We start from the raw sequence: 23,193 nt of genomic DNA on the forward strand, positions 1-23,193 counted from the left end.
GTGCCTGCTCAACATTATTTTAATTAGACGCGTTAACTAAAGTGGTGATATTGGTGAGCGTTTCATTCAGTGTTGCCTTATCATCACTATTCATCAAACTATTATCGTGATAAGCATCAATATTACTTTCCATCACTTTAACTGCTGAAAGCATGGCAAGCTGACGTGCATCAAGCCTTTCATTACCAACGCTTAGAGCTTCATTAGCTGCTCTCAATGCCCGTGCATAGCGTTTTTTTTCATAGTTATTTTTGGCAATAGTCATCCACGCTTCACTGCTAAGCTGGTTGCCGTTTGACAAATAGGCAAGCGAAGGCTCACTCAACTGCTTCACTATCGGTTTGCTGACCGTGGTTTGTACATTTTTTTTAGCAGTGGTGCCACAACCCGCTGTCAATAAAGACGCGCTAAGTAAGACTGATAGCAGACCTGCGGTGGCAAGTTTAGTACGATAAATAGGATTCATAACAACAGTATCATCACTAAAAATATAAAAGGATAGATTTTTTAAAAGAAATAAATATGACTAAAGTTCATTAATCATGAAAAATCAATGAGGTTGATTATACATATACTTGACAATATTTCAATAAACTCTATACTTTTCTTAATAAATAATTTAGTAAGCCACCCATTCAAGCCATTTTCTTGGTATAAAATAAGCAGTAACGGTACCCTTCTTATGCCTTCTAAGACCAATCGTCTACATAATATTACCGTTCATACTGATAATTCAACGATAAACACCTTTTACCCTGTTGCGTTTTGCGGTGCAAGCGGTATTAATCGATCCGACAATATTGACATACTAGTGTTTAGTTATAATTTTATCGAATCGAACGCTTGTTTATCATTAATCAATGCTCCGATATGCTTAACCACGTTTTCCGCTGATCGTACCGCTAGCTGTCGTACTGGGCTGATACGCGGCATCCGTTATCAGCAATCTGATGGCGCGATGCACTTTTATACTTTAGAAGTTGTTAGCCCCGATTGGCAGTTGGCACAGTCGATACATACCCGCAGTTTTATCAATCAATCGACGCTCGATATTATTACCCTCATCCTTAGTGATTACGATTTAAATTGGCAAATATCTGAGTCTCTTTTGTCCTCAGATGATGAATCATCCGCACGTTTATCGGCACCTTTATCCATGCGTATACAGTCGGATGTCAGCGACTATGAATTTGTTACTGGACTGCTTGCTGATATTGGTATATCGACTTTATGGGTGTCAGGGAATTCCGTCGATGAGCTTGGCACGTGGTGGTTGGTTGATGGTTTAGACACAGGCGAGCTCATACCGCTGACCTATAATTATGCTCAGTCATCCGTACAATCAGGTCAAGATAGTGTCCATACGCTACAAATGAGGTCCCAGCAACTTGGCAGTGATAGGGTAATGGTACGAGCAGATGGCTTAGCGGCAGATACTATTTATGAAGGTCAAGCAGTAGATGAGTCACCGCTTGCGACAGATGACACGACGGTATTAATTGGTGCGCCGTCTCGCGTGCACAGCGATGATGCCGCTGCTCATCTTGCACAGCAATGGATATCTGCCAATCACTGTCAGCGAGAAACTTATCAAGCGACTGGAGCCATGCGTGGTCTAAGTGTCGGTAGCCCAGTGAGTATCAATAACCTACCCTCTATTGGAAGCTTATCGACGCATTGTATCGCGGTTACCTTAATCGGTATTGAGCCTGACAACGATAGCGTTTCATACCATCATCAAATATTTATCAAACAGTGGTTACAGCGCACTGCTCATTATATGCAGCACAATACTACAAACGCCATTCATCTGACTGTACTCGATCATGGCTTTGACATCGCCCGCGATATTGGGGTTTGGGTATCAGCGACGTTACTTGACGCTGCTATTCCTTATTGCCCTTATCCCAGTTCTTTATCCTTTGCCAGTAGCACTTACACGGGTCTCACCCAAGCACGTACTGGTGATACAGGTTTATCAGCCTCCCCCAGCTATAACTCTAGTGTCAGCACTGACAATATACAGCAAACCATCACCACGCCTGTCTGGTCAGGTATCAGCCCTCATGATGATGGCACTACCCCGCCACTGCGTGCATTACAACTGTCATCCGGTAACACGCATGGTTGGCAGTTTGCGCTAAGGCTTGGACAGTCGGTACTGCTTAACCATTGGTACGGTGATATAGACAGTCCTGTAATTAGCAGATCGTTTTATGACGGTATCGGTATGGGCGATGTCGATGACAAAGACATCACCACTCGGGATGCAGGCTTATCTAATCGACATAACTTACAAGGCGGCGCGTCCCCTAGATGGCATGGTGGTGGTTTGGGTCATTCGCAAATTAATGAAGATGATGGACACAGTGGCTGGTTATCAGGTATCGCTCAATATGGGCTGACTTCAGACTCTGAAGTGACCCTAAGTTTCGATGACACGCCTAATAAAGTCGGTCTCCAGTGGACGGTGAATACGGGCAGCAAAGCCAATGCTGAGACACCAACCATCACTTCTAGCGCCACCTTTGCCTCTGATGAGCATGTGCTTGAGCTTGGCATACTGCGTCATCGCTTTAGCAATCATCAATCATCAACCAGTGGACAAGGTATTAATCTAGCAACCGACCATGGACTACAGATCATTGGCGATACCGGTGTCCTACTCTCCACTTTCGGTATCAGACATAGTCAAAGCAAGCACGAGTCTGCTTGGGTCAATGATGCAGGACAACGTCAACTAAAACTGGGCACTGAGCTGAGCGAGACCTTCAAGGAGGCCAAGCAGGCACACTTGCAATCCACGGCAGCACTTAGCGATGCCAACCAAACGATAGAAACCTTTAAAACCAGTGCGCAAATCATCGATGAGACGCTAAATACGGAAGTACTTGGTGCAGCAGATGTGCTACTGGTTAGTAAAGACAGTATATTAGCCTCTGCAAGCAATACGCTATGGACAGCAAAAACAATCGTCAGACAATCAGGCAGCACCCAGTCGGATGTGGTGGCAGGCAATTATACGCTGACGGCAAATACGATTGACTCACTCTCAGGCGTAGGTGGTCAAGTCGATCTGTCAGGATTACATATTAGTGCCAATACCAAACCTGTTGCCATACAAGCACAAGGCGGTGAGTTGCAATTGCACAGCAAGCGAGGTATGACGATTGGTAGTGAGTCGGGACAGGTTAACATAAGTAGTCCTAAGCGCATTAAGCTGCAAACGTCAGCAGGAGCATCCATTACGATTGATGACAGTGGTATTAAGCTGGTGTGTCCGGGGACGATTAAGATCAAAGCGGTGAAGAAAGAGTTGGTTGCGGGAGCATGGTGTCATTACACTCCTCCTGAAGAGCCTTATAATGAGATGTATGTGGTTAAAGATACTTTAGGTAATATCATCGCCGGGTTCGCTTATAAAATTAAGACCTCTGAGGGCAAAGTTTATCGCGGGGTAACAAATGACAAGGGTGAAACAATACGGATTGGTACAGGGAATAAGTCGGTTGAATTTGAATTAACCGCCGATACTAATGAAGAGGATAAATAATGACGAGCGCTAAAAGCAATAAAAGAAAAGGATCCTTTGTACCAGTAGTACAAGATGGTAAGACAGTGAATTTATTCTTTGATGGGACTAAAAATAATTTATATAACACCGATACCTATAAAGGTTTTTCTGCAAAACAGAAAAAAGAGCATAACGAGGACGAGACCAGCTATTCCAACGCTTACTCTAATGTGACTCATTTATTTTTAAACAGAAGTAAAAACGGCTCTCAATTTTGGATCTATATGGAAGGAATTGGTACTGTTCAAGGTGATGAAGATGATGAACTGTTAGGTTTTGCTTTTGGTGATGGTGATACGGGTGTAGTTGAACGTGCTAAAGAAGCATTTGGTAAAATAGAAGGAAAGGTAGGAAGAAAACCCACTATACTCTATATCAATGTTTTTGGCTTTAGCCGTGGAGCTGCAACCGCTCGTCACTTTATTCATTTAGCCAAATCAAACCCTAAGCTTTTCAAAAAGTGGAACTTATCAGCAAGCCAAATTCGCTTTAAATTTGTCGGTTTGTTTGACACCGTTTCGTCCTATCAATATGTCAGTTTACGATCTGGCTTAATAAGCGGATTAATACCTGTCGGACAGGCTGTTAACCATAATTTTGATAATGATGTATCAGAGCTGAAGTTAGACTTTCGAAATTTGGATGCCAATGATAAAAAAATCACTAAAGTCTTTCATATTATAGCTGCCGACGAGTATCGCGAGAACTTTTCAGTCACCAATATTAGATCGGCGATTAATGGTGGCTTTGGTTACGAAGTAATAATGAATGGGGCACATGCCGATGTTGGTGGTGCCTACCCTGATAGTACTAAAGGTAAAAAATATGATATTGAAGAAGGAGATGAGACTCTAAAAACTTGGCTAATAACTAAAGAGTTTTATAAAGCCGATCAAATAAAACTGATCAAGCGAACTATTGGGAGTAATTATTATAAAGCCGAGCGTACCAATGCCGTTTATTACGACATACATAAAGTATCTTTAAACATGACAGCTCGCATGGCAACAACCTATGGCAGTATGAGCTTTATGCCAGAATTAATCACTTATTATAGTAGTTTGAGACCCGGTATTAGGCAATCGATGGGTAAATTGCCAGATAAAGTAATAAAAGGTGTTAAATGGGGAGGCCTTCTAAATCTAAGTCTAGTCGAGTGTAAGACAACTAAGGGATTTAGAAACAGCTATATACACTGGTCAGCAAAATACGTTAAAGGCTCCGCAACAGCTGATTTAGGTTTTGGTCTAAGACGCTTAAAAAATGGTGAAGGCGTACCTTTTAGAAAAACGATAAATGGTTGATACCAGTATCTATCAAATTAACAATTGAGTTCAAACAATGATGTCATCCAAATGGTCTACAACGATAAAGCTTATAACGATCGCTATCTTTGTGCTGTCATCACTGGAATTTGTGTGGCTATACAAGGAAAAACAAATGAGAGACGATAGAGTGGTCGAATGGGGGGCTCATGTCTCAGAAGCAGACTATACCCTATACAAACAAGACAATCTTACCAATAGCGTGAGTTTGCAGAAGTCAGATAAAATACGCAGTTATAGTACCAGCTTTTATCTAGCTGACGGCACTTGGTTACGCTCACTACACGGTAGTGGGGATTTTTGGGGCTATGGCAGCGCACCGCTAGGGGGCAATGAGTTCGAGCAGCCATTGCCAGATAAGGTACAAGTTACCTACTTGGATAAGGTAGCCAACCAATATTATCAAGGTGAGCACCTGCTACCCACTGCTAAAATATATGCACTGATGACTAGCACCAATAGAAAGCAGATCGACAGTAATCCAGGATCTGATAGTGCTGATAAAAACTATTATGCCATAGAACTTGGATTTGCTCCCAAGGGCTGGGTAATTGTTTTTGTCACTGGTTGGTCTGGCCGTAAAGAAATTACCTCATTTCAAGCCACGCCTATCGAGCCTGACTCAGCAACCATTGAAGGCGAGAAGATATCTAGCGGTGACGACTACCTTCTTATCGATTACGAATACTACCTAAAAAATAAAGACGTTAGCAAAAATGATAACCTTGCTGCTTTCAAGAATAAAAGCCCAAAAGGTTATGAGCAATGGCAATCAGGGGAATGGACGATCTCATCAGAGTGGTACAAGCAGATGCAGACCAAGTATCCTTGGAATCTGTCTATAACCATTGATGGACAAGAGTGGAACGGGGAGTACTACGCTGAATTTGCCAACACCGAAAGGTTTGCGGTACTGGATGACCAATTTGATAAATATAGTAAAACGCTCAAAGCAGTACCAACTAAGATTATAACTTGGGTAGACAATAAAGGCACTGGTGAGCGCATCGAAGTTGAAGTACATCTATTTCCTAGACCACAGTGGGCAGCTCAAGGTATTGGCAAAGCCTCCTATAGACCTTACTATCAAGATCCAAATTTAAACTATTTTTTCAAATATTTTGATAGTCTGTATCCTAAGCGTTCGCTCGCTACTAACGAGCAACCTGCTAATGCAAATGATTTTGCAACGCTCAAGCTAGATTTTGATAAAGATTTAGTGTTAGAAAGCGCTTATTTACAAAAAGGTAATCAGGAAATATCGATTGAAGGTGCGTATCAGTTCTCACGTACACCAATAGATCCTACACAAGGGCAGTATGTCGCCAAAACTGGTTATCCACAATTTATCACTGCCCCTAAAATAAAAAATTTAAGTGATCCTGCTTTTGTGAATATAAACTAATTGTTTAAGCTAAAAATATTATATCGCAACAATGAACTTGACCATATTTTCCACTGATCGCACTGCTAGCTACCGTATTTGCCTTATACGAAGCGTCAGTTACCATCATTTTGATGGCGCAATACTGGGGTTTGGGTATCAGCGACGTTACTTGACGCTGCTATTCCTTATTGCCCTTATCCCAGTTCTTTATCCTTTGCCAGTAGCACTTACACGGGTCTCACCCAAGCACGTACTGGTGATACAGGTTTATCAGCCTCCCCCAGCTATAACTCTAGTGTCAGCACTGACAATATACAGCAAACCATCACCACGCCTGTCTGGTCAGGTATCAGCCCTCATGATGATGGCACTACCCCGCCACTGCGTGCATTACAACTGTCATCCGGTAACACGCATGGTTGGCAGTTTGCGCTAAGGCTTGGACAGTCGGTACTGCTTAACCATTGGTACGGTGATATAGACAGTCCTGTAATTAGCAGATCGTTTTATGACGGTATCGGTATGGGCGATGTCGATGACAAAGACATCACCACTCGGGATGCAGGCTTATCTAATCGACATAACTTACAAGGCGGCGCGTCCCCTAGATGGCATGGTGGTGGTTTGGGTCATTCGCAAATTAATGAAGATGATGGACACAGTGGCTGGTTATCAGGTATCGCTCAATATGGGCTGACTTCAGACTCTGAAGTGACCCTAAGTTTCGATGACACGCCTAATAAAGTCGGTCTCCAGTGGACGGTGAATACGGGCAGCAAAGCCAATGCTGAGACACCAACCATCACTTCTAGCGCCACCTTTGCCTCTGATGAGCATGTGCTTGAGCTTGGCATACTGCGTCATCGCTTTAGCAATCATCAATCATCAACCAGTGGACAAGGTATTAATCTAGCAACCGACCATGGACTACAGATCATTGGCGATACCGGTGTCCTACTCTCCACTTTCGGTATCAGACATAGTCAAAGCAAGCACGAGTCTGCTTGGGTCAATGATGCAGGACAACGTCAACTAAAACTGGGCACTGAGCTGAGCGAGACCTTCAAGGAGGCCAAGCAGGCACACTTGCAATCCACGGCAGCACTTAGCGATGCCAACCAAACGATAGAAACCTTTAAAACCAGTGCGCAAATCATCGATGAGACGCTAAATACGGAAGTACTTGGTGCAGCAGATGTGCTACTGGTTAGTAAAGACAGTATATTAGCCTCTGCAAGCAATACGCTATGGACAGCAAAAACAATCGTCAGACAATCAGGCAGCACCCAGTCGGATGTGGTGGCAGGCAATTATACGCTGACGGCAAATACGATTGACTCACTCTCAGGCGTAGGTGGTCAAGTCGATCTGTCAGGATTACATATTAGTGCCAATACCAAACCTGTTGCCATACAAGCACAAGGCGGTGAGTTGCAATTGCACAGCAAGCGAGGTATGACGATTGGTAGTGAGTCGGGACAGGTTAACATAAGTAGTCCTAAGCGCATTAAGCTGCAAACGTCAGCTGGTGCTTCGATTACCATCGATGACAGCGGGATTAAGCTGATATGTCCGGGGACGATTAAAGTGCAGGCGGTGAAGAAAGCTCTTGTTAGTGGGGCAAGGGTTAGTTACAAGCCTTTAGAGTTTTTAAACTCTCCTCCTTTTGTAGTTCAGTTTAGTTTTATGAGTTTACTTGGTAAAGGAATTGAACAAGCTAAAGTTATTCTTTTTAACCCAGACAATCATGAGATTATTTCTGAAGCGGAAACAGACAACTCAGGCATGACTATGCTATTACAAGATGATAATTATCTGCAATATGATTCTCTAATTGGCTTTGATCAATGGTCAAGTCATTTTGAAGACGAAGATATTGAAGGCGAAGATGAGGATGAGGATGAAGAAATTATTTTAGGTGAACATGGTTCTCAAGAACCCTAATTAAGGCTTTATAATGACTAAAAAAACACATATTGTAAAAAAAGGCGACACACTCTGGGGCATAGGTCAATTTTATGACGTTAGTGTCAAACAGTTAGCTGACTGGAATAAAATTAAGGGTAAAAAAATACATCAATTAAGTATTGGACAAAAAATATTTTTACACCTTGACGAAAGTGAAAGTTATGATACGACTTTAAGAATAAAACTTTTGGACTCTGCTTTTAAACCTATCAATAAAGCTACTCTTCAACTCGAATATGATAGTAAATGCGAAACTATCGCAATTACTAACAGTATAACTGTAGATATTTTGATCAAGGATAGACATACAGGTATCAAGATCTATTTTTTAAATGTCCATAAAAAGTTTCAATTAATTGCTCATCACACTACTCTTCCTTTAGGGAAAAAAAGTTTGACTTTAACCTCAAGAATGATGAAAGTTTCTGGGAGTAATCTTCCAGAAAAAGGGCATCAATTAGAAAAGCTAAAAGACTTAAGCAAGGTCTTAGAAAAAGAAAACCGACAACCAACTCCTCCTATTCAAAAGGAAGTTGAAAGTAAGTCGGATGATAATAAAAGCACTCAAACCGATAAGTCCAAAACATCAAGTAAAGCTCCAACAAAAACTAATAATCAAAACTCTCCTGTGAAAGATCACAATGAAGTAATTCGTACAGATGGCGGCACTCCGACCCATGTATTGGCAGAATTCTTCAATGATGAAAATTTAAAACTTCATCCAAATAACGAAATATATCGTCAATTTATAATTAGTGCAGCTAAAAGGCATGGATTCAATGCTCCTACTACAGCTGCAATAATTAACGCAGAATCAGCAAAAATAGGCAGTGGTTCATTGAAAGGTCGTTGGAAAGCAGACTCTCAGAATCCAACAACATCAGCAGGCGGAATGACTCAAATGTTAGATGGTACTTGGCGTGACATTTCCAAAAGGTCTGACTCACTACTTTATAAGTACAAACAAAAGCATCCTCTCACAGATGCGCAATTATTAAAACTTAAATATAATCCTGAACTTTCGATTGATGCAGGAATGGTCTACGCTAAAATGAATCTTGAGACTCTAGGAAAACGTTTACCTATTAATAAAATCACTAGTAAAGCTGATTTAGCTAAGATAGCTTATCTTGCTCATCATGATGGACCATCAGGTTCTGAAAGACTAATAAAAAATGAGTACACAAGTAGTAGCTTAATGAAAAAAAAGCTCATTATACAAATAGGAGAAAAAGACAAGTTTAGAAAGTATATGAAAGAAGCTAATCAAAATGGGGTTAAAGCTTATCAAACTTGGATTAGAGATTATATTGATTCGTACATAAATGTTAAAAATTTTATGCATAAAATTCCTGATAATATCTGTATAAATAGTCTTGACGCTATTATTGTCATCTTGGGAGGCGTTTCATATAAAAGTAAGAGTAATGAAAAATGTATTCCTGCTCCTGCTCCTGCTCCTGCTCCTGCTCCTGCAAAAAACACTGCTAATGTGGGTGGAGGGAATCAATGGCGAAATCCACTTGATACCTGCCAAGTTAGACGCTTCGGTTATGGCTCTGCTCCGTTGACTTATAAAAGCAATAGTTATAACAAAAAGAATTTAGAGTTAGCTACAAATGAGATATCAAGACACGGTAAAACTTCTAAGCGTCATTCAAAGCTGCATCAGGGCAACGACTTAGAAGCAGCCCTCAATAGTCCTGTCTATACGGTTTGTAAAGGACGTATCGTATTTGCCACTTCATACGGTAGCTATGGTAATTCGATAATTTTACAGTGTAATATTGATGATTTACCAAAAAGCAAACAGAATATTCTAAAAAATAAATTAAACTTTGATAAAGATATTGTATATTTCGTCTATTGTCACTTAAACAAAATTAAGGTTGACGCCGATGAGTTAATTGAAGACATTACAAAACCGATTGGTCTTAGCGGTAATTCAGGTAATGCAGGTAGTATGACCTCTATCTCTAAAGGTTCTCATCTTCATTTTGAAGTCAGAGATGAAGTAACTAAGTCTTTAGGTGGTAATACAAAACTTGAATATCGATATGATCCTTTTCCCCTATTAGATAATTGCTCAACTACTGAAAACGGAGTCCAATAAAATGAGTATTAAATTACTCTTCATACCAATGAGCATCTGCCTGAGCGGTACTGCTTGTAGTTTTGGTGAAGCCAAACAGCATAACAAGGATCTATCAGATAAATATTCTGAAGATAATTCTGTAGCTCAAACTGAAAAGCAAAAGAAAAATATTAATGCACCATCATCTTACGAAACTCATGAAACTAGCAACAAAGAGTCTACAAGCATACTTGAGATAGACCCTTTATCAAATAATATTAATCTCGAAGTAACAGATGACTTCTTTATTCGTGCAATGGATTACCCTTCGAGTCAGTACAGTAAGAAGCTTTTGACTAAGATATATTCAGAAGACCCTCCATCTGAAAATGCTACGCCTATTGCTGTTGTAACGAATTCCAATCCTATTAAAGTTATTAAGGTTCCTACAATTACTGATGGTCAAGAAGAAGCTAGAAAAGTATTTAGTAATAACTTTGATACATATTTTGTATCAGGAAAAAGTAAGAAAAGACTGAATGTTAGTTTTAAGAATAAAGAATACATTCATATAAGTTCAAATTATTCCGACGACAATATTTCAATACTAAGTATTGAAAGCGAAGGGTCTGCCTTACATTTTGAAGATTATAGTTGGAGTTCTTGCTTATACCTTTACCATAAAAAGTCGAATAAAATCATGGATTTTTACCCAGAAGGCTGTGTAAGGCAAGATATCAAACGTACTGGGGTCACGAAAAAAAATGACTATGAAAGAGACGAAATATACCTAGGCGATGTAAAAGTAAAGAATGGAGTTTATACAATTAATATTAATAATATTCCAAGATTACAGAACTCTCAAGTTGATTTCAGTAGAGAAAAAACCCTAACATATAAGTTTAAATTAAATTTAGAAAACAATGGTAGCCAATTTCAATTAGTCGATTGCGATTATCGCTATAAAAAAAGTAATAAGCTAATAAAGGAGCACAGAGAGTGTGATTATTTTTTAAATTGATACCCATTGACTAGATTGTAAAAATCACAATATCAATATCAAACCACATAAAACGGACAGCTCAGGTATTGAATACGGTATAGTCAATCTTAGATAAAACAGATACAATCCTATTAACAATTGCATTAAATGAAACAAACGATGACTTATTCAATCGACTTTCGCAAACAAGTACTGCTTAGCATTAAAGACGGCATGACCATTCGAGAAGCAGCTAACTTTTATCAGCTTAGCACAAGCTCGATTCACAGCTGGCAGCAGAGCTTAGTTCCTAAAACCACCAGAAATAAAGCACCGACTAAAATATCAAATCAAGCCTTATTGAAAGATGTTGAGCAGCATCCAGACGATTATATGTACGAGCGAGCACGGCGTTTAGGCTGTAGTAAATCAGGTATAGAAGCCGCATTAAAACGGCTAGGTATCAGTCAAAAAAAAGACCTTAGAACATCCAAAAGCCTGTTTGATAAAAAGAGCTAAGTATCTCAATCATTTAAATGATTATATGACTCAAGGCTATCCCATCGTTTATATGGATGAAAGCGGTTTTGAAGCTGAAACTATCAGACCTTACGGATAGTAACCGAGAGGCAAACCCTGTATCGACAGCTACAACTGGCAAGCAAAAAAGCGTACTAATGTCATCGGTGCTTTGTATAAAAAGATGCTATTTGCGCTTGATTACTTTGAACAGAATATCAACAGCCATATATTTTATGACTGGTGCAAGTACACGCTAATACCGAGCCTGAAAACCAAGTGCGTAATCGTAATGGATAATGCAAGCTTTCATAAACGCGTGCAAAAGCTACTTAATAGACACGGCCATCGCCTGTTATTTTTACCACCTTATAGCCCTGACTTGAATCCTATTGAAAAGAAATGGGCACAAGCTAAGTTTCTACGCCAAGGTTGGATGGAGAATAATCTACCAAAACTGTTTCATGATATGGGCTGTACTTCTTTTATCTTGGATTGACTATATCAATCGAGAATCCAATAGTGTTCAATATAATATTACCTTAAACTGTGATGATTTCGAACTTAATAATGATCAACTCTTATTATGTGACTACTGGAAGAATTTTAATGAGTTTGACAGTATCATAAACTTAAAAAACCTTAAAGAATATAACGGCACTATTAATAATATTCGTGATTTGTCTCCTATTGATTTTGCATTTACAGCTTCCACTAAAATTACATACAAAGATAAGGTATATGAAGCGAATATCTATCCTAATTCTAGAATTGAATTAATTGATAAAAATCATAATAATTTAAACTTGATATGTCAAAGTGATGCTTGTTCATCCTATTTTCTATGGCCGTTCGTGGATGAATATATAGCTGCTACAGAACCTCATCTTGCTAATGAACCTGATACTCTCATCGAAAAAATATATACCAAAAACTATAAAAGCTATCTTAATAAAATGAGCAAGCAGTCAATTAAAGATAAACTAGCGGTCAAAGTATACTTTATAAACCCAAATATGGATGACTATGGCTATGTTATTCGACATGTAGATAAAGATTCACCACTAAAGAACACTATTCAAGAATACTTGAACGGTTTAACACCAGAAGAGAAAAAACTAGGGTTTGAGTCTAGTAATTTTGGCAATGATAGCTTTACAGTGAATATTGAGAACCACATCGCTAAGATTCACTTTACTGCTAATGACTTAACTAAAGATTTGAGATCGCCACAGCAAGTGATCGATTTTACAATGGCTATTACTCTAACCGCCGAGCAATTTACTACTGTCAATGATGCACAGATTTGCGTCAATAATACTTATAATTACGAAATAACTTTTTTTGCTAATGAAGAATCAGTTAATTGTCCCTTTTAACTTTTATTTCAACTATCTACATTTAAAATTAAACCAAAAAAAATCCGACCACATTAAGTGGTCGGATTTTTAATATTTGGTGGAGATGGCGGGAGTTGAACCCGCGTCCGCCAGCATTACGCTCATGAATCTACATGTTTAGTTTCTGTCTTTAGATTTAATCCGCACCGATCCGACAGTCAGGATGGATTGGACGATTCTCTACTTTTGAACCCAAGCGATTGAGACAATCACTTGTGGCGAGCCTACATGCGGACGCTTCAACTTAGTTGACCAACTGTAGGTGATCAGCAACTAAGTAAACAGGTTTAAACCATGTAAACAGGGTTTAAGCTGCTAGAGCGTAATTTTCGTCGTTTGCGACTATAACAATATATGTTTGATTAACGAGAGGACATATACTCTCGACATGCATCATTGAGTTTCATTACCAGCGTCGAAGCCAGAACATCCCCAATAAGGTCATCTATTATATAGGACTTATAGGTCGACTTTCAACATATATAATATTTATATTACATTACGTTACAGCTGATCTCTCTAAGCCAGTACTTTATTGAGCCATTTACCGATATTTTGAATCTGCGGCATGCAAACTTGATGTGCCATCGGATAAGTATGATAAGCAACATTATAGCCTTTAGCGGATAATAACTGCTGCGCCTGCTCGCCCAAAATTACAGGAACAACTGGATCATGCGTACCATGCTCAATCAATATTGGCATATCTTTATTAGCAGCGCTATAGCTAATATTATCATTAGTCGCTAGATAAGTAGAGAGTGTCATCAAGCCAGCTAAACGCTGCGGGTAGCCAAGTGCCACATGATATGCCACTGCCCCACCTTGCGAAAATCCTGCGATTACAATGTGTTCAGGCTTAACACCACGCTCTATCTCACGGCTGATCAAATCACGGATTTGCTGCGCAGACTCTTCAATCTGAGCGACATCGACTTTACGCTCTAGGCTCATCTCTAAGATGTCGTACCATGCTGGCATTATCATACCACCATTCACCGTCACTGGGCGCTTTGGTGCATGCGGGAAAATAAAACGCACTGCCATATCATCCGCTAAACCGAGCTGTGGTACCACTGGCTCAAAATCATGACCACTCGCGCCCAAACCATGCAGCCAAATAATGGCTCTGTCTATCTTTTTTTGCGTTGGATTATGCTCAACGATGACCGCATCTAAATACTTACTCATATCTTTAAATTCCTTTCAATAAAAATGGTAGGCGCATCAAACCTATTTTTAGTAAAACTGACATTCGCACTATATTTCAATATTTTTTATAATAATACTGATTATTTTACAGCCTTTCATCAAAACTGCTAGTCAAAAAAGTCTTCGCTAATAATGCCAATTTCCATCAACTTTTCACATCTTTTAAGGCCTGATAGCAAAAGCGAGTGCGACTTTTGTGCTACGATAAATTCGTCAACTTAGATAGCACTCTAGCTACCGACTCTAGCTACTGTATGATGCCCTACTATCATTTTTCAATGTTCCTATCTCATTAGATATTAATAACCCCTTTATCTTAAACAGTTTTTCTTTATATAGCGATATAGAGCTTATGACCCATATTTTATTGGTAGAAGACGATCCTGCTATCGCGATGTCACTGAAAGTCACTTGCAAGCGTGAAGGCTGGAACATTACATGGCTAGATAATGCCAGTAGCGTCCTGCCGATGCTACATAGCGATGAGGCAAAAGATTTATCAGCGATTATCTTGGATGTTGGGTTGCCAGATGGTGATGGTCTTAGCCTCTGCCAACAAATACGCCACACCCCTGATATTGACGGCTTAAAAGACATTCCTATCATCTTCTTGACGGCGCGTAGCGATGAGGTCGATCGTATTTTAGGCTTAGAGGTAGGCGGCGATGACTATTGTGCCAAGCCATTTAGCCCGCGCGAGTTGGTCGCCCGTCTAAAAGCCATTTGGCGACGTGAGCAATTATTGTCTCAGCAGTCTACTAATCATACAACAGCAGCAGATAATACCGTTAATGACAATTCTTCTAGCAATATGTCGGGGCAAGCCTTAACGTTTGAATGTCAATCTGGCATCTGGCACTACCAACCGCTTAATTACTCGTTGATGTGGCAAGAGCAGAAGCTTGAGCTGAGTAACACCGAACGCAAAATCTTATTGACCCTGTTAAAAGCGCCCAATCAAGTCTTTAGCCGTGAGCAACTGCTGAGCGCGGTGAGCGATTACCCTGATCATCGCTTGGCGAGAACTATAGACAGTCATATCAAGTCCATTCGTAAGCAACTAGCGACCGTCGACGCGAGCATTGATGTTATCCATACCCATCGCGGCTTGGGTTACGCCTTGTGTCCCGCCTAGCTGCACTACCCATAGCCATATTTTGATTAAAACCGACCTTCTATAATGTCAAATAATACACCTAAAAATATGAATCATAAAACCAACGATAGTGCTAACAGCCATCCTAATACTCATATTAATAAGGCTGATAACAGCGCGCATGCCAGCCAAAGCAATTGGTATGCAAAACTGCATCCTATCGGCACCGCGCAGCAAACGACTAAACCAAAACGACTGCTGAATTTAAGTATATTTTTTAGGATTTGGCTCGCGTTGGCGTTAGTGCTGATTATCTGCGGTGTGGTCGCATTTACTCAGCTGTTTGGTTATGTCAAACCGACGGCGCAGCAAGTCATCGAAGATACGTTGTTAGATACCAGCAAATTGCTGGCAGCAAGTTTAAAGATGCCATTATCTTCAGGACAGCTATACGATGAGCAGTATCAAACGAAACTCGATGCGGCATTTATCGGTGCGCCCACGATAAGTAAAACAACAGATCCAGAATATAAAAATAAAAGCCCTAGTAGCTTTCGGATATATGTCACCGATGATAAAGGCGTTGTCATATACGACTCACTACCCGAACCTGACAATGATGAAGGACAAGATTACAGCCGCTGGAATGATGTCTATCTAACGTTAAATGGTCAGTATGGCGCGAGAAGTACAACGCTAGATCATAATCAGCGAGATGGTACGGTGATGTATGTGGCACAGCCAATAGAGGATAACACTGGCAACTTGATTGGTATCATTAGCGTAGGCAAACCTGTCGCTAGCGTGTTGCCTTATTTAGACGATACGCGCAATCGCATGCTTATCACAGCGCTGCTCATGAGTATTGCTGCCCTTATATTAGCAGGACTGGTCGCCTGGTGGCTCAAGCAAAGCATCAGCCTTGTGACCCAATATACCAGTGCACTGGCAGAAGACACCAAAAAGCCCTATTTTTACTTAGGTCATGAACTTAATAGCCTAACGGATACCATTGAGTCTATGAAACATCGATTGGAAAATCGCGCCTATGTTACTGACTATGTTCATACTCTGACCCATGAGCTCAAAAGTCCGTTAACCGCCATTCGTGCCAGTAGTGAGTTGCTAGAAGATGATGGGCTCGATAAAGAAGATCAACAGATGCTCATACAGTCCATTGGTGAACAAAGTATCAAAATGCAGCAATTGATTGATCGGCTGCTATTACTTGCCAAAGTTGAGCAACCGACTTTTAAGCTGAATCGCCAGCTGACCCCTCTATTACCGTTGTTGCAAACCCTTGCAAAAGACAATAGCGCTAAATTGCAACAGCAGCACCTAGCGCCTATCGACATCTATCTTGATAATAAACGGGTTAGTGAAACAGACCTTTTATCACCAGATGCCTTGGCAAATACCAGCGTTTTCGCTGACCAGTTTTGGTTGGTACAAGTGCTGCAAAATGTATTGGACAATGCCATTCATTTTGCCGATAGCACAGTCGTTATTTATCTGCACAGCATCGCGCAACATGGTTCAGCGCAAACTGTGACTATTGATATCTTTAATAATGGTAAATTGCTCCCTGAGTATGCCGTTGATAAAGCGTTTGACCGTTATTTTAGCTTATCGCATCAGAGCCAAGCTGCTGAAAAAGCCTCAGAGCATGCACCAGATAAATCTTCCAAGTTAGAAATCAAACAAGCACAGCAGCCCAATGTCACAAGTAATACCTTAAAAAAAGGCACTGGCCTTGGTTTAACCCTTGTGAAGCAAGTTATTGAGCATCATGACGGTCATGTTGCCATTACTAATATTAAAGCAAATAGCGATAACAGTAGTCAAAATAGTAATGAAAAAAACGCTGCTATTAAGCGATATTCAGGCGTGATGGTTAGTATTACCTTGCCTTTGACTAAAGAATAGAGGCTTAGCTTAGCTTAGATAAGATAAGATAGATAAAATAGACAGTTACTCAAATTCATTAAATTATTTTCGATTAGCAATAATGCCAGTCCATGAATTTTCCATCATTCCTACACAGGTTTTCTATCTGCTTGTTTTACGATAGCGTTATTCAAATTCGTAATCCCTATTAAGGATAGAAAGGCCATGAAAGACGCTATTGAACAAAATCAAATTATAGAAAACTGCTTAGGCGGTAGTCGTCATTTTTGCTTACAAGCGCTGTCAGGTGAAGGGATTGATAGTATTGATTTTGGGCATTGGTTAGCCATTCCCAGTCAACAACTGCTATTGGTATTTCGTCATCAGCAATGCGTGGCTATTGACCACTATCAAGTAGCGGCTTAGTGATTCTAGTCATCTAAAATCGGAATAAATTTTATTAACTTTAAAATATTAAGATTCACCAAAAATTAACCCACACTGGTATCTCTAAATGCTTTAAGTTTAGTTTTAAAGCTATTTTTCCACAAACTAAATTCTCTAATATCATCTTCTATGTCAGTTTTACTAGGTAACCTAGGTATAGTTGATATCCCTCCATCATGTTCAGTAATAGAATATTTACCGAACAAATCTAATATGAAATTAATATCAGTTTCCTCAGTAACGACATAGCTTGATAAGTGGCTTCTTTTCAAATTAATATTCTTTGAAAAGCGTTCATATGTACGGTTTGATAGCACTTCTTCAACAGACCTTTCTAATAGCATTCTGAACCTTTTCCTAGCAGAGTCTAACTTAACTTCCCGCTCATGAGCATTTGTTATTGAAAGTGAGTCATGCTCTCTGAGTATTCTTTGGATTGAGTTAATTCTTTCCTGAAGATTCTTAGCTAAATATGGAATTTCATCTGTTACAATACCTGTTACTCCGTTATATTTATCAATTCCTATTATCTCACAATCATTTGAGGTCTCAGTTTTATGAATATCCATAAGCAATCGCATAAAGGATAAATCATGCGTCAGTACAATAATCTGTCTAGTTTGAGCTAAATTAACTAATTTGACTGCGATAAGCTCTCTATAATCCGTATCTAAAGAAGTAACAGGATCATCGAAAATAATACTATTTAATTTATTATCAATCGTACATTCTGCTAAGAAATTTGAGAGTGAAACAATACGTTGTTCGCCTTCACTTAGAATAGTACCCATATCGTCGCTAACTTCACTGAACTTACATTTCATGAAAGCTTGACCTATAGTCGTTCTGCTTTTAGAAATCTTTACTTTATTAGATAGTTCAGAATTAAAACAGTTCAGATGAGCGATGAACTCATCATGCTGTAGATTAATAGCTTCATCAGTCATAATATCACCGATTTTTTTAGATATTATCGAGGTATTCAACTGTTTAATTAGATGGCTTAACCATTGTTTATACTTAAATTCTTTATGATATTGGATGATAATAGCTTTGTTATTAAATATGAATTCTTTTGCAGCAATATTGTGATATTCAATCCAGAAATTATTTCTATTTTGCTGTACCTGAGCTAGTTCGTAAATTTTTTACTAATATCTTCTAATATAGGCTCGATATCTACTGGCATCACTGGAATAGGGAATACCAATCCTCCCCCATTTTCTAAATAAGTCAAAATTGAATTGATAGCAAAACGAACTTCTTGTTCAAATTTCTGAAATATTTCATTAAAGTTATTAACATAGCGTTCTATTTCATCAATATTGTCATAAGCCGAAACAGACATGTTTGAGTAAAGCATTTTTTTATTATCGTATACTCGATTTAATTCATTATGTTGACTTGATATGTCATTAAGAACAAATTGCTCAAATTGTAGCATTCTCCTCTTAGCTTTTTCATCAAGATCTTGCTGACACAATACACACTTATCCAAGGATTCATTTGATGGAAAGGTTTGTCCATCAGACATATTAGAACTGTGAGCAAAATCCTGAGCTGAACTCCACAGAATTCTCCATGGGCTTGTACCAAAGCTTTGGAAAGTATTTAAATCATTCAGTTCATTGCTAGCTATTTCATAAGCCTGTTTAGTATCGTCAAAACTTTGCTTTAAATCTCGAATATTAACTAGAGCTTGAGTACTGAAATAATTTTTAATTCCTGATATTTTTTGAAAGTAACTTTGTAAGTTGCTTTTAATAACCCTTAAATCTTGTATATCTCTGCTTGGGTTTGGGCTATCTAAAATACTTCCTAAAAAAATTTTTCTGTCAATATCGCTTTGATTAAATTGGATAGAATCATTTAACTGCTTATTATCAACATTCTCAATCTGACTATACCAGCTAGAGATTGGTACGTTAACTGGTGAATCTGGCAAAGCGGGCTTGCCTGCATTATATTGTGAAATTTCCAATTTTAGCTTAGATTGTATTTGATTAAAAACATCGATTAAGCTTTCGAGCAAATCTATGCCAACAGGTTTATATTCAGCTGGGTTATCTTTATTTATATAGACTTCACTACATTCACTATCGAATACGAATATAGACTTTAACAGAGAATGACTTTCATTACTTTGATTCCATATCCAATCAATATCTTGCCCTTCAAAACCTATTTTTATCTCAACTTGCTGCTGAGTTCGATCGCTTCTAAAAATATTAGTTTTCAATTCTATATTTGGTGCTCTACTCCAGCATAACTTCTTAAAAATTCTTGAATAGCTTGATTTCCCAGAACCATTATTACCGTAAATGACGGTTAGACCATCTTGTGAAAACTTTAAATCTGCTTCACTATGTAAAGCAGATATATTTTTAGGATTTTTCAAACCTAGTAGTTTTGGATAGTCATTATTAGTTTGAATATTTGTCGGAATATGCGTTTGATCATAAAAAACTGGTTGAATATTGACTGTATTATCACCGTGTTCTTTCTTGACTAATAAAGTTAGCTCATTAATATCATCATTATCAATAGAAGCGTTTAAAATTCTTCGAAGACTGTCTCTTAGATATAATGGCTTATTTTCAGACCATGTTAATATATAGTGATAAACAGACATGCTTAAGCCTTTTCAAGATAAGTGTACTTTCAGAAAAACACAATGAAACACTAAGTAATCGACTCTACTGGCTGCATCACATCCGCGTTTTGACCGCGATGACGCAGATAGTGATCCAATAAAACAATGGCTAGCATGGCTTCTGCAATGGGCGTGGCACGTACCCCAACGCAAGGGTCATGACGACCTTTGGTGAGCATATCAACCGACTCGCCCTGCGTATTGATACTCTTGCCAGCGGTAGTGATACTAGAGGTTGGTTTAAGCGCGATACTAACGCGAATATCTTGTCCTGAGGAAATGCCACCTAAAATACCGCCAGCATGATTGGCCGTAAAGCCATCAGGCGTCAGCTCATCACGAGAGCTATGACCAAACTGCCCTGCGACTGCCATTCCGTCCCCAACCTCAACACCTTTGACGGCATTGATACTCATCATGGCATGAGCGATATCTGCATCGAGACGATCAAATACCGGCTCACCCAGTCCAACGGGTACACCACTGGCGATAATCTCTAAACGTGCGCCACAGCTAGTGCCTTCACGGCGTAGGTTATCTATCAAAGTCTCAAAGCGACTGACAGCATCGGCATCGGCGCAAAAAAACGGATTGCTATTCACAAAGTCCCAATCAATTTGGCTTGAGTCTAGGACATTACTGTACTCATTGCCAATTTGGGTGACGTGACCACGGACTTGCACACCTAAGCGCTCTTGTAGATATTTCTTAGCGATAGCACCTGCCGCCACGCGCATCGCAGTCTCGCGCGCTGAGGAACGCCCGCCGCCACGATAATCACGAAAGCCATATTTCATGCTATAGGTATAGTCGGCATGACCGGGGCGAAACGTGTCTTTAATCTCGCCATAGTCTTTGGATTTTTGATTGGTATTACGAATCAACAAACCAATAGCCGTACCAGTCGTCTTACCCTCAAACACACCAGAGATAATCTCAACTTCATCGGACTCGCGGCGCTGGGTAGAGTATTTAGACGTGCCCGGTTTGCGGCGATCTAAATCGATTTGCAAATCATCTGCAGATAAGGCTAAGCCAGGCGGCACGCCATCGACGATTGCCATAAGACCTGCACCATGCGACTCGCCGCACGTGGTGACCGTAAAAACCTGTCCAATGCTATTGCCTGCCATATTTATCCTTAAACAAATGAAGTCGATTTTTGAGTATCACGTAAATCTCGATGGTTTTATTACTCAACAGTTCTAGTACTCGATAGCTCTATTACCTGACAGCTCTATTGAATGCTATCTAACAGTTGCACGTAAGCATTGAACAGCTCACGATGCGCCATGAGCTCATCATAGGTAATCGCAAAGACACCGTGACCACCGTGGGCAAATTTCAACCAATCAAACTGAATTTCAGGATAGGCTTGCTTTAATGCCCATTCGCTATCGCCCACTTCGCAGACAAGCAAGCCTTCTGGACTTAGATAATCTGGCGCTTCAAACAAAATACGATGCACCAAATCCAGCCCATCTTGACCCGCGGCTAGCGCATGCTCTGGCTCATATAAAAATTCAGGTGGCAGCTCTGCCATAATAGCCGCATCAACATACGGCGGATTGGTGACGATCAGCTCATACTGGTGTTCAGCAGGAATCTTAGCAAACAGATCGGACTCAATCACATTAACCTGATGCCCAAGATCATGATGATCGACGTTAACCATAGCTACTTCAAGCGCACTTTTATCGATATCAACAGCATCAACCAGCGCATCAACGAAACGCGTCGCAAGTGCAATAGCAATACAACCAGAGCCCGTGCATAAATCTAAAATACGTTCAGGCTGCGACAGCTGCTTGACCTCTAAACCGTGATCATAAAATACAGCAGCCTGCTCGTTGACGCTCTTACCAAGTGGCTTGGCAAGCTCATTGACATCAAAATATGGATGGAACTGCTGACGAATCAATTCTGCGATAGGCGATCTTGGAATTAGTACACGCTCATCGACATAAAAAGGCAAATCACAGAAGTATGATAAATTAATCAAGTAGCTTAATGGTTTACGCTCAGCGATACGCTCTTCTAACAAACTCAGTACCAACTGCTTCTCTGAGGTGGTCAAGCGGCAGTCTAAAATTTGCTCATTGGCTGACCAGTCTAAAGCCAAAGAATGCAAAACAATGGCGGATGCTTCAGCAAACTCATCGGTGGTGCCTTGTGCAACGACCACATCATAATTACGAAGCTGGGTGACCGAAAAGCGAATAAAATCACGAATACTAACCAATTGCTCGCGGGCCTCTTCTAATTCTGCAGGCAAATTGGCAAATTGATCGTCTTCACCCAGAATCCCACTCTCTAAATCAAACACCATTTCACTCTCTAGACCATCGTCATTGAAGTATTGATTTTGAAACTCTTCTGCGCTCATTGTTTGGTCTTCTGACATATCGCACCTTGCTGATTACATGTTCACTGACTACATGCGGATGGGTTAAAACGCCTTTTATTAAAAGCCGATCTATTGAATAAAAATTTATTCACCATTATAGACATAAACGCTAAGTTGCGCCAATTTTTGCAGTTTTATATTCATAAAAATGGTTCTAAAAACAACGTGAATAATGAGGACTGCAAGTAAGAATAGCGCATCATCTTATGCATACCCTCGCTCAGTTATTGCCCAACTGTAGTGAATACGTCAACGGTTGACG

General features: G+C 39.8%; 18 protein-coding genes and 1 other RNA gene. 12 read left to right on the forward strand and 7 right to left on the reverse strand.

The genetic code is table 11. From position 1 onward, the window contains the following. Positions 1–19: 19 nt before the first annotated feature. Complete coding sequence (locus tag ACI2JM_RS02375) at positions 20–466, reverse strand: hypothetical protein (RefSeq protein WP_404641822.1); 447 nt, start codon at positions 464–466, stop codon at positions 20–22. 216 nt (positions 467–682) lie between these two features. On the opposite strand from ACI2JM_RS02375, the gene ACI2JM_RS02380 reads away from it, so the two are divergent. From ACI2JM_RS02380 to ACI2JM_RS02420, 9 genes are all read left to right on the forward strand, one after another. After that, positions 683–3,553, forward strand: a complete 2,871-nt coding sequence (locus ACI2JM_RS02380; protein WP_404641824.1) for a contractile injection system protein, VgrG/Pvc8 family — start codon at positions 683–685, stop codon at positions 3,551–3,553. Next, positions 3,553–4,878 (forward strand): T6SS phospholipase effector Tle1-like catalytic domain-containing protein, encoded by a 1,326-nt coding sequence (locus tag ACI2JM_RS02385; protein ID WP_404641826.1) that lies wholly within the window; start codon positions 3,553–3,555, stop codon positions 4,876–4,878. Before ACI2JM_RS02380 ends, ACI2JM_RS02385 begins: the two co-directional genes overlap by 1 nt. Positions 4,879–5,014: 136 nt before the next feature. Next, positions 5,015–6,304 (forward strand): DUF2931 family protein, encoded by a 1,290-nt coding sequence (locus ACI2JM_RS02390; RefSeq protein ID WP_404641828.1) that lies wholly within the window; start codon positions 5,015–5,017, stop codon positions 6,302–6,304. Between the two features lie 504 nt (positions 6,305–6,808). Next, the gene (locus tag ACI2JM_RS02395; RefSeq protein ID WP_404641830.1) at positions 6,809–8,230 is read left to right on the forward strand and encodes a DUF2345 domain-containing protein; all 1,422 of its coding nucleotides are present in this window, start codon (positions 6,809–6,811) and stop codon (positions 8,228–8,230) included. A gap of 13 nt (positions 8,231–8,243) precedes the next feature. After that, on the forward strand, positions 8,244–10,367 hold the full coding sequence (locus ACI2JM_RS02400) for a LysM peptidoglycan-binding domain-containing protein (protein WP_404641832.1): 2,124 nt from the start codon (positions 8,244–8,246) through the stop codon (positions 10,365–10,367). Position 10,368: 1 nt separating this feature from the next. Then, positions 10,369–11,349: a hypothetical protein gene (locus ACI2JM_RS02405; protein ID WP_404641834.1), complete on the forward strand. Its 981-nt coding sequence runs from the start codon at positions 10,369–10,371 to the stop codon at positions 11,347–11,349. 141 nt (positions 11,350–11,490) lie between these two features. After that, positions 11,491–11,829: an IS630 transposase-related protein gene (locus tag ACI2JM_RS02410; RefSeq protein ID WP_404641836.1), complete on the forward strand. Its 339-nt coding sequence runs from the start codon at positions 11,491–11,493 to the stop codon at positions 11,827–11,829. A 163-nt stretch (positions 11,830–11,992) separates the two neighbouring features. Beyond that, positions 11,993–12,328 (forward strand): transposase, encoded by a 336-nt coding sequence (locus ACI2JM_RS02415; protein WP_404642203.1) that lies wholly within the window; start codon positions 11,993–11,995, stop codon positions 12,326–12,328. Then, on the forward strand, positions 12,294–13,208 hold the full coding sequence (locus tag ACI2JM_RS02420) for a hypothetical protein (protein WP_404641838.1): 915 nt from the start codon (positions 12,294–12,296) through the stop codon (positions 13,206–13,208). The genes ACI2JM_RS02415 and ACI2JM_RS02420 overlap by 35 nt, the downstream gene beginning before the upstream one ends. 77 nt (positions 13,209–13,285) lie before the next feature. Here ACI2JM_RS02420 and ssrA read toward each other — a convergent pair. Beyond that, positions 13,286–13,663, reverse strand: a transfer-messenger RNA (tmRNA) gene (ssrA, locus tag ACI2JM_RS02425). A gap of 85 nt (positions 13,664–13,748) precedes the next feature. Further along, positions 13,749–14,420 carry an alpha/beta hydrolase gene (locus tag ACI2JM_RS02430; RefSeq protein WP_404641840.1) on the reverse strand — a complete coding sequence of 224 codons (672 nt, stop codon included), beginning with the start codon at positions 14,418–14,420 and terminating at the stop codon, positions 13,749–13,751. Positions 14,421–14,793: 373 nt separating this feature from the next. Between ACI2JM_RS02430 and ACI2JM_RS02435 the strand changes: the two genes are divergently transcribed. The 3 genes from ACI2JM_RS02435 (at position 14,794) to ACI2JM_RS02445 (ending at position 17,850) form a co-directional block, all read left to right on the forward strand. Further along, on the forward strand, positions 14,794–15,576 hold the full coding sequence (locus ACI2JM_RS02435) for a response regulator (protein WP_404641842.1): 783 nt from the start codon (positions 14,794–14,796) through the stop codon (positions 15,574–15,576). A gap of 45 nt (positions 15,577–15,621) precedes the next feature. Further along, positions 15,622–17,463 carry a two-component system sensor histidine kinase CreC gene (gene creC / locus ACI2JM_RS02440; protein ID WP_404641844.1) on the forward strand — a complete coding sequence of 614 codons (1,842 nt, stop codon included), beginning with the start codon at positions 15,622–15,624 and terminating at the stop codon, positions 17,461–17,463. Positions 17,464–17,649: 186 nt separating this feature from the next. Then, a complete protein-coding gene (locus ACI2JM_RS02445; protein WP_404641846.1) occupies positions 17,650–17,850 on the forward strand; it encodes a hypothetical protein in 201 nt (66 codons plus the stop codon). 65 nt (positions 17,851–17,915) lie between these two features. Here the strand turns inward: ACI2JM_RS02445 and ACI2JM_RS02450 are convergent, their stop codons facing one another. From ACI2JM_RS02450 to prmB, 4 genes are all read right to left on the reverse strand, one after another. Then, the gene (locus ACI2JM_RS02450; RefSeq protein ID WP_404641848.1) at positions 17,916–18,818 is read right to left on the reverse strand and encodes an AAA family ATPase; all 903 of its coding nucleotides are present in this window, start codon (positions 18,816–18,818) and stop codon (positions 17,916–17,918) included. Positions 18,819–19,003: 185 nt separating this feature from the next. After that, positions 19,004–20,503, reverse strand: coding sequence for a hypothetical protein (locus tag ACI2JM_RS02455; protein ID WP_404641850.1), 1,500 nt, complete (start codon positions 20,501–20,503; stop codon positions 19,004–19,006). A 50-nt stretch (positions 20,504–20,553) separates the two neighbouring features. After that, on the reverse strand, positions 20,554–21,657 hold the full coding sequence (aroC, locus tag ACI2JM_RS02460) for a chorismate synthase (RefSeq protein ID WP_404641852.1): 1,104 nt from the start codon (positions 21,655–21,657) through the stop codon (positions 20,554–20,556). A 104-nt stretch (positions 21,658–21,761) separates the two neighbouring features. Continuing rightward, the gene (gene prmB / locus ACI2JM_RS02465; protein WP_201604719.1) at positions 21,762–22,928 is read right to left on the reverse strand and encodes a 50S ribosomal protein L3 N(5)-glutamine methyltransferase; all 1,167 of its coding nucleotides are present in this window, start codon (positions 22,926–22,928) and stop codon (positions 21,762–21,764) included. Positions 22,929–23,193 lie beyond the last annotated feature (265 nt).

Origin of the sequence: Psychrobacter sp. NPDC064578 (genome assembly GCF_044901245.1) — a bacterium.
In the GTDB taxonomy this organism is placed as follows: Bacteria; Pseudomonadota; Gammaproteobacteria; order Pseudomonadales; family Moraxellaceae; genus Psychrobacter; species Psychrobacter cibarius_C.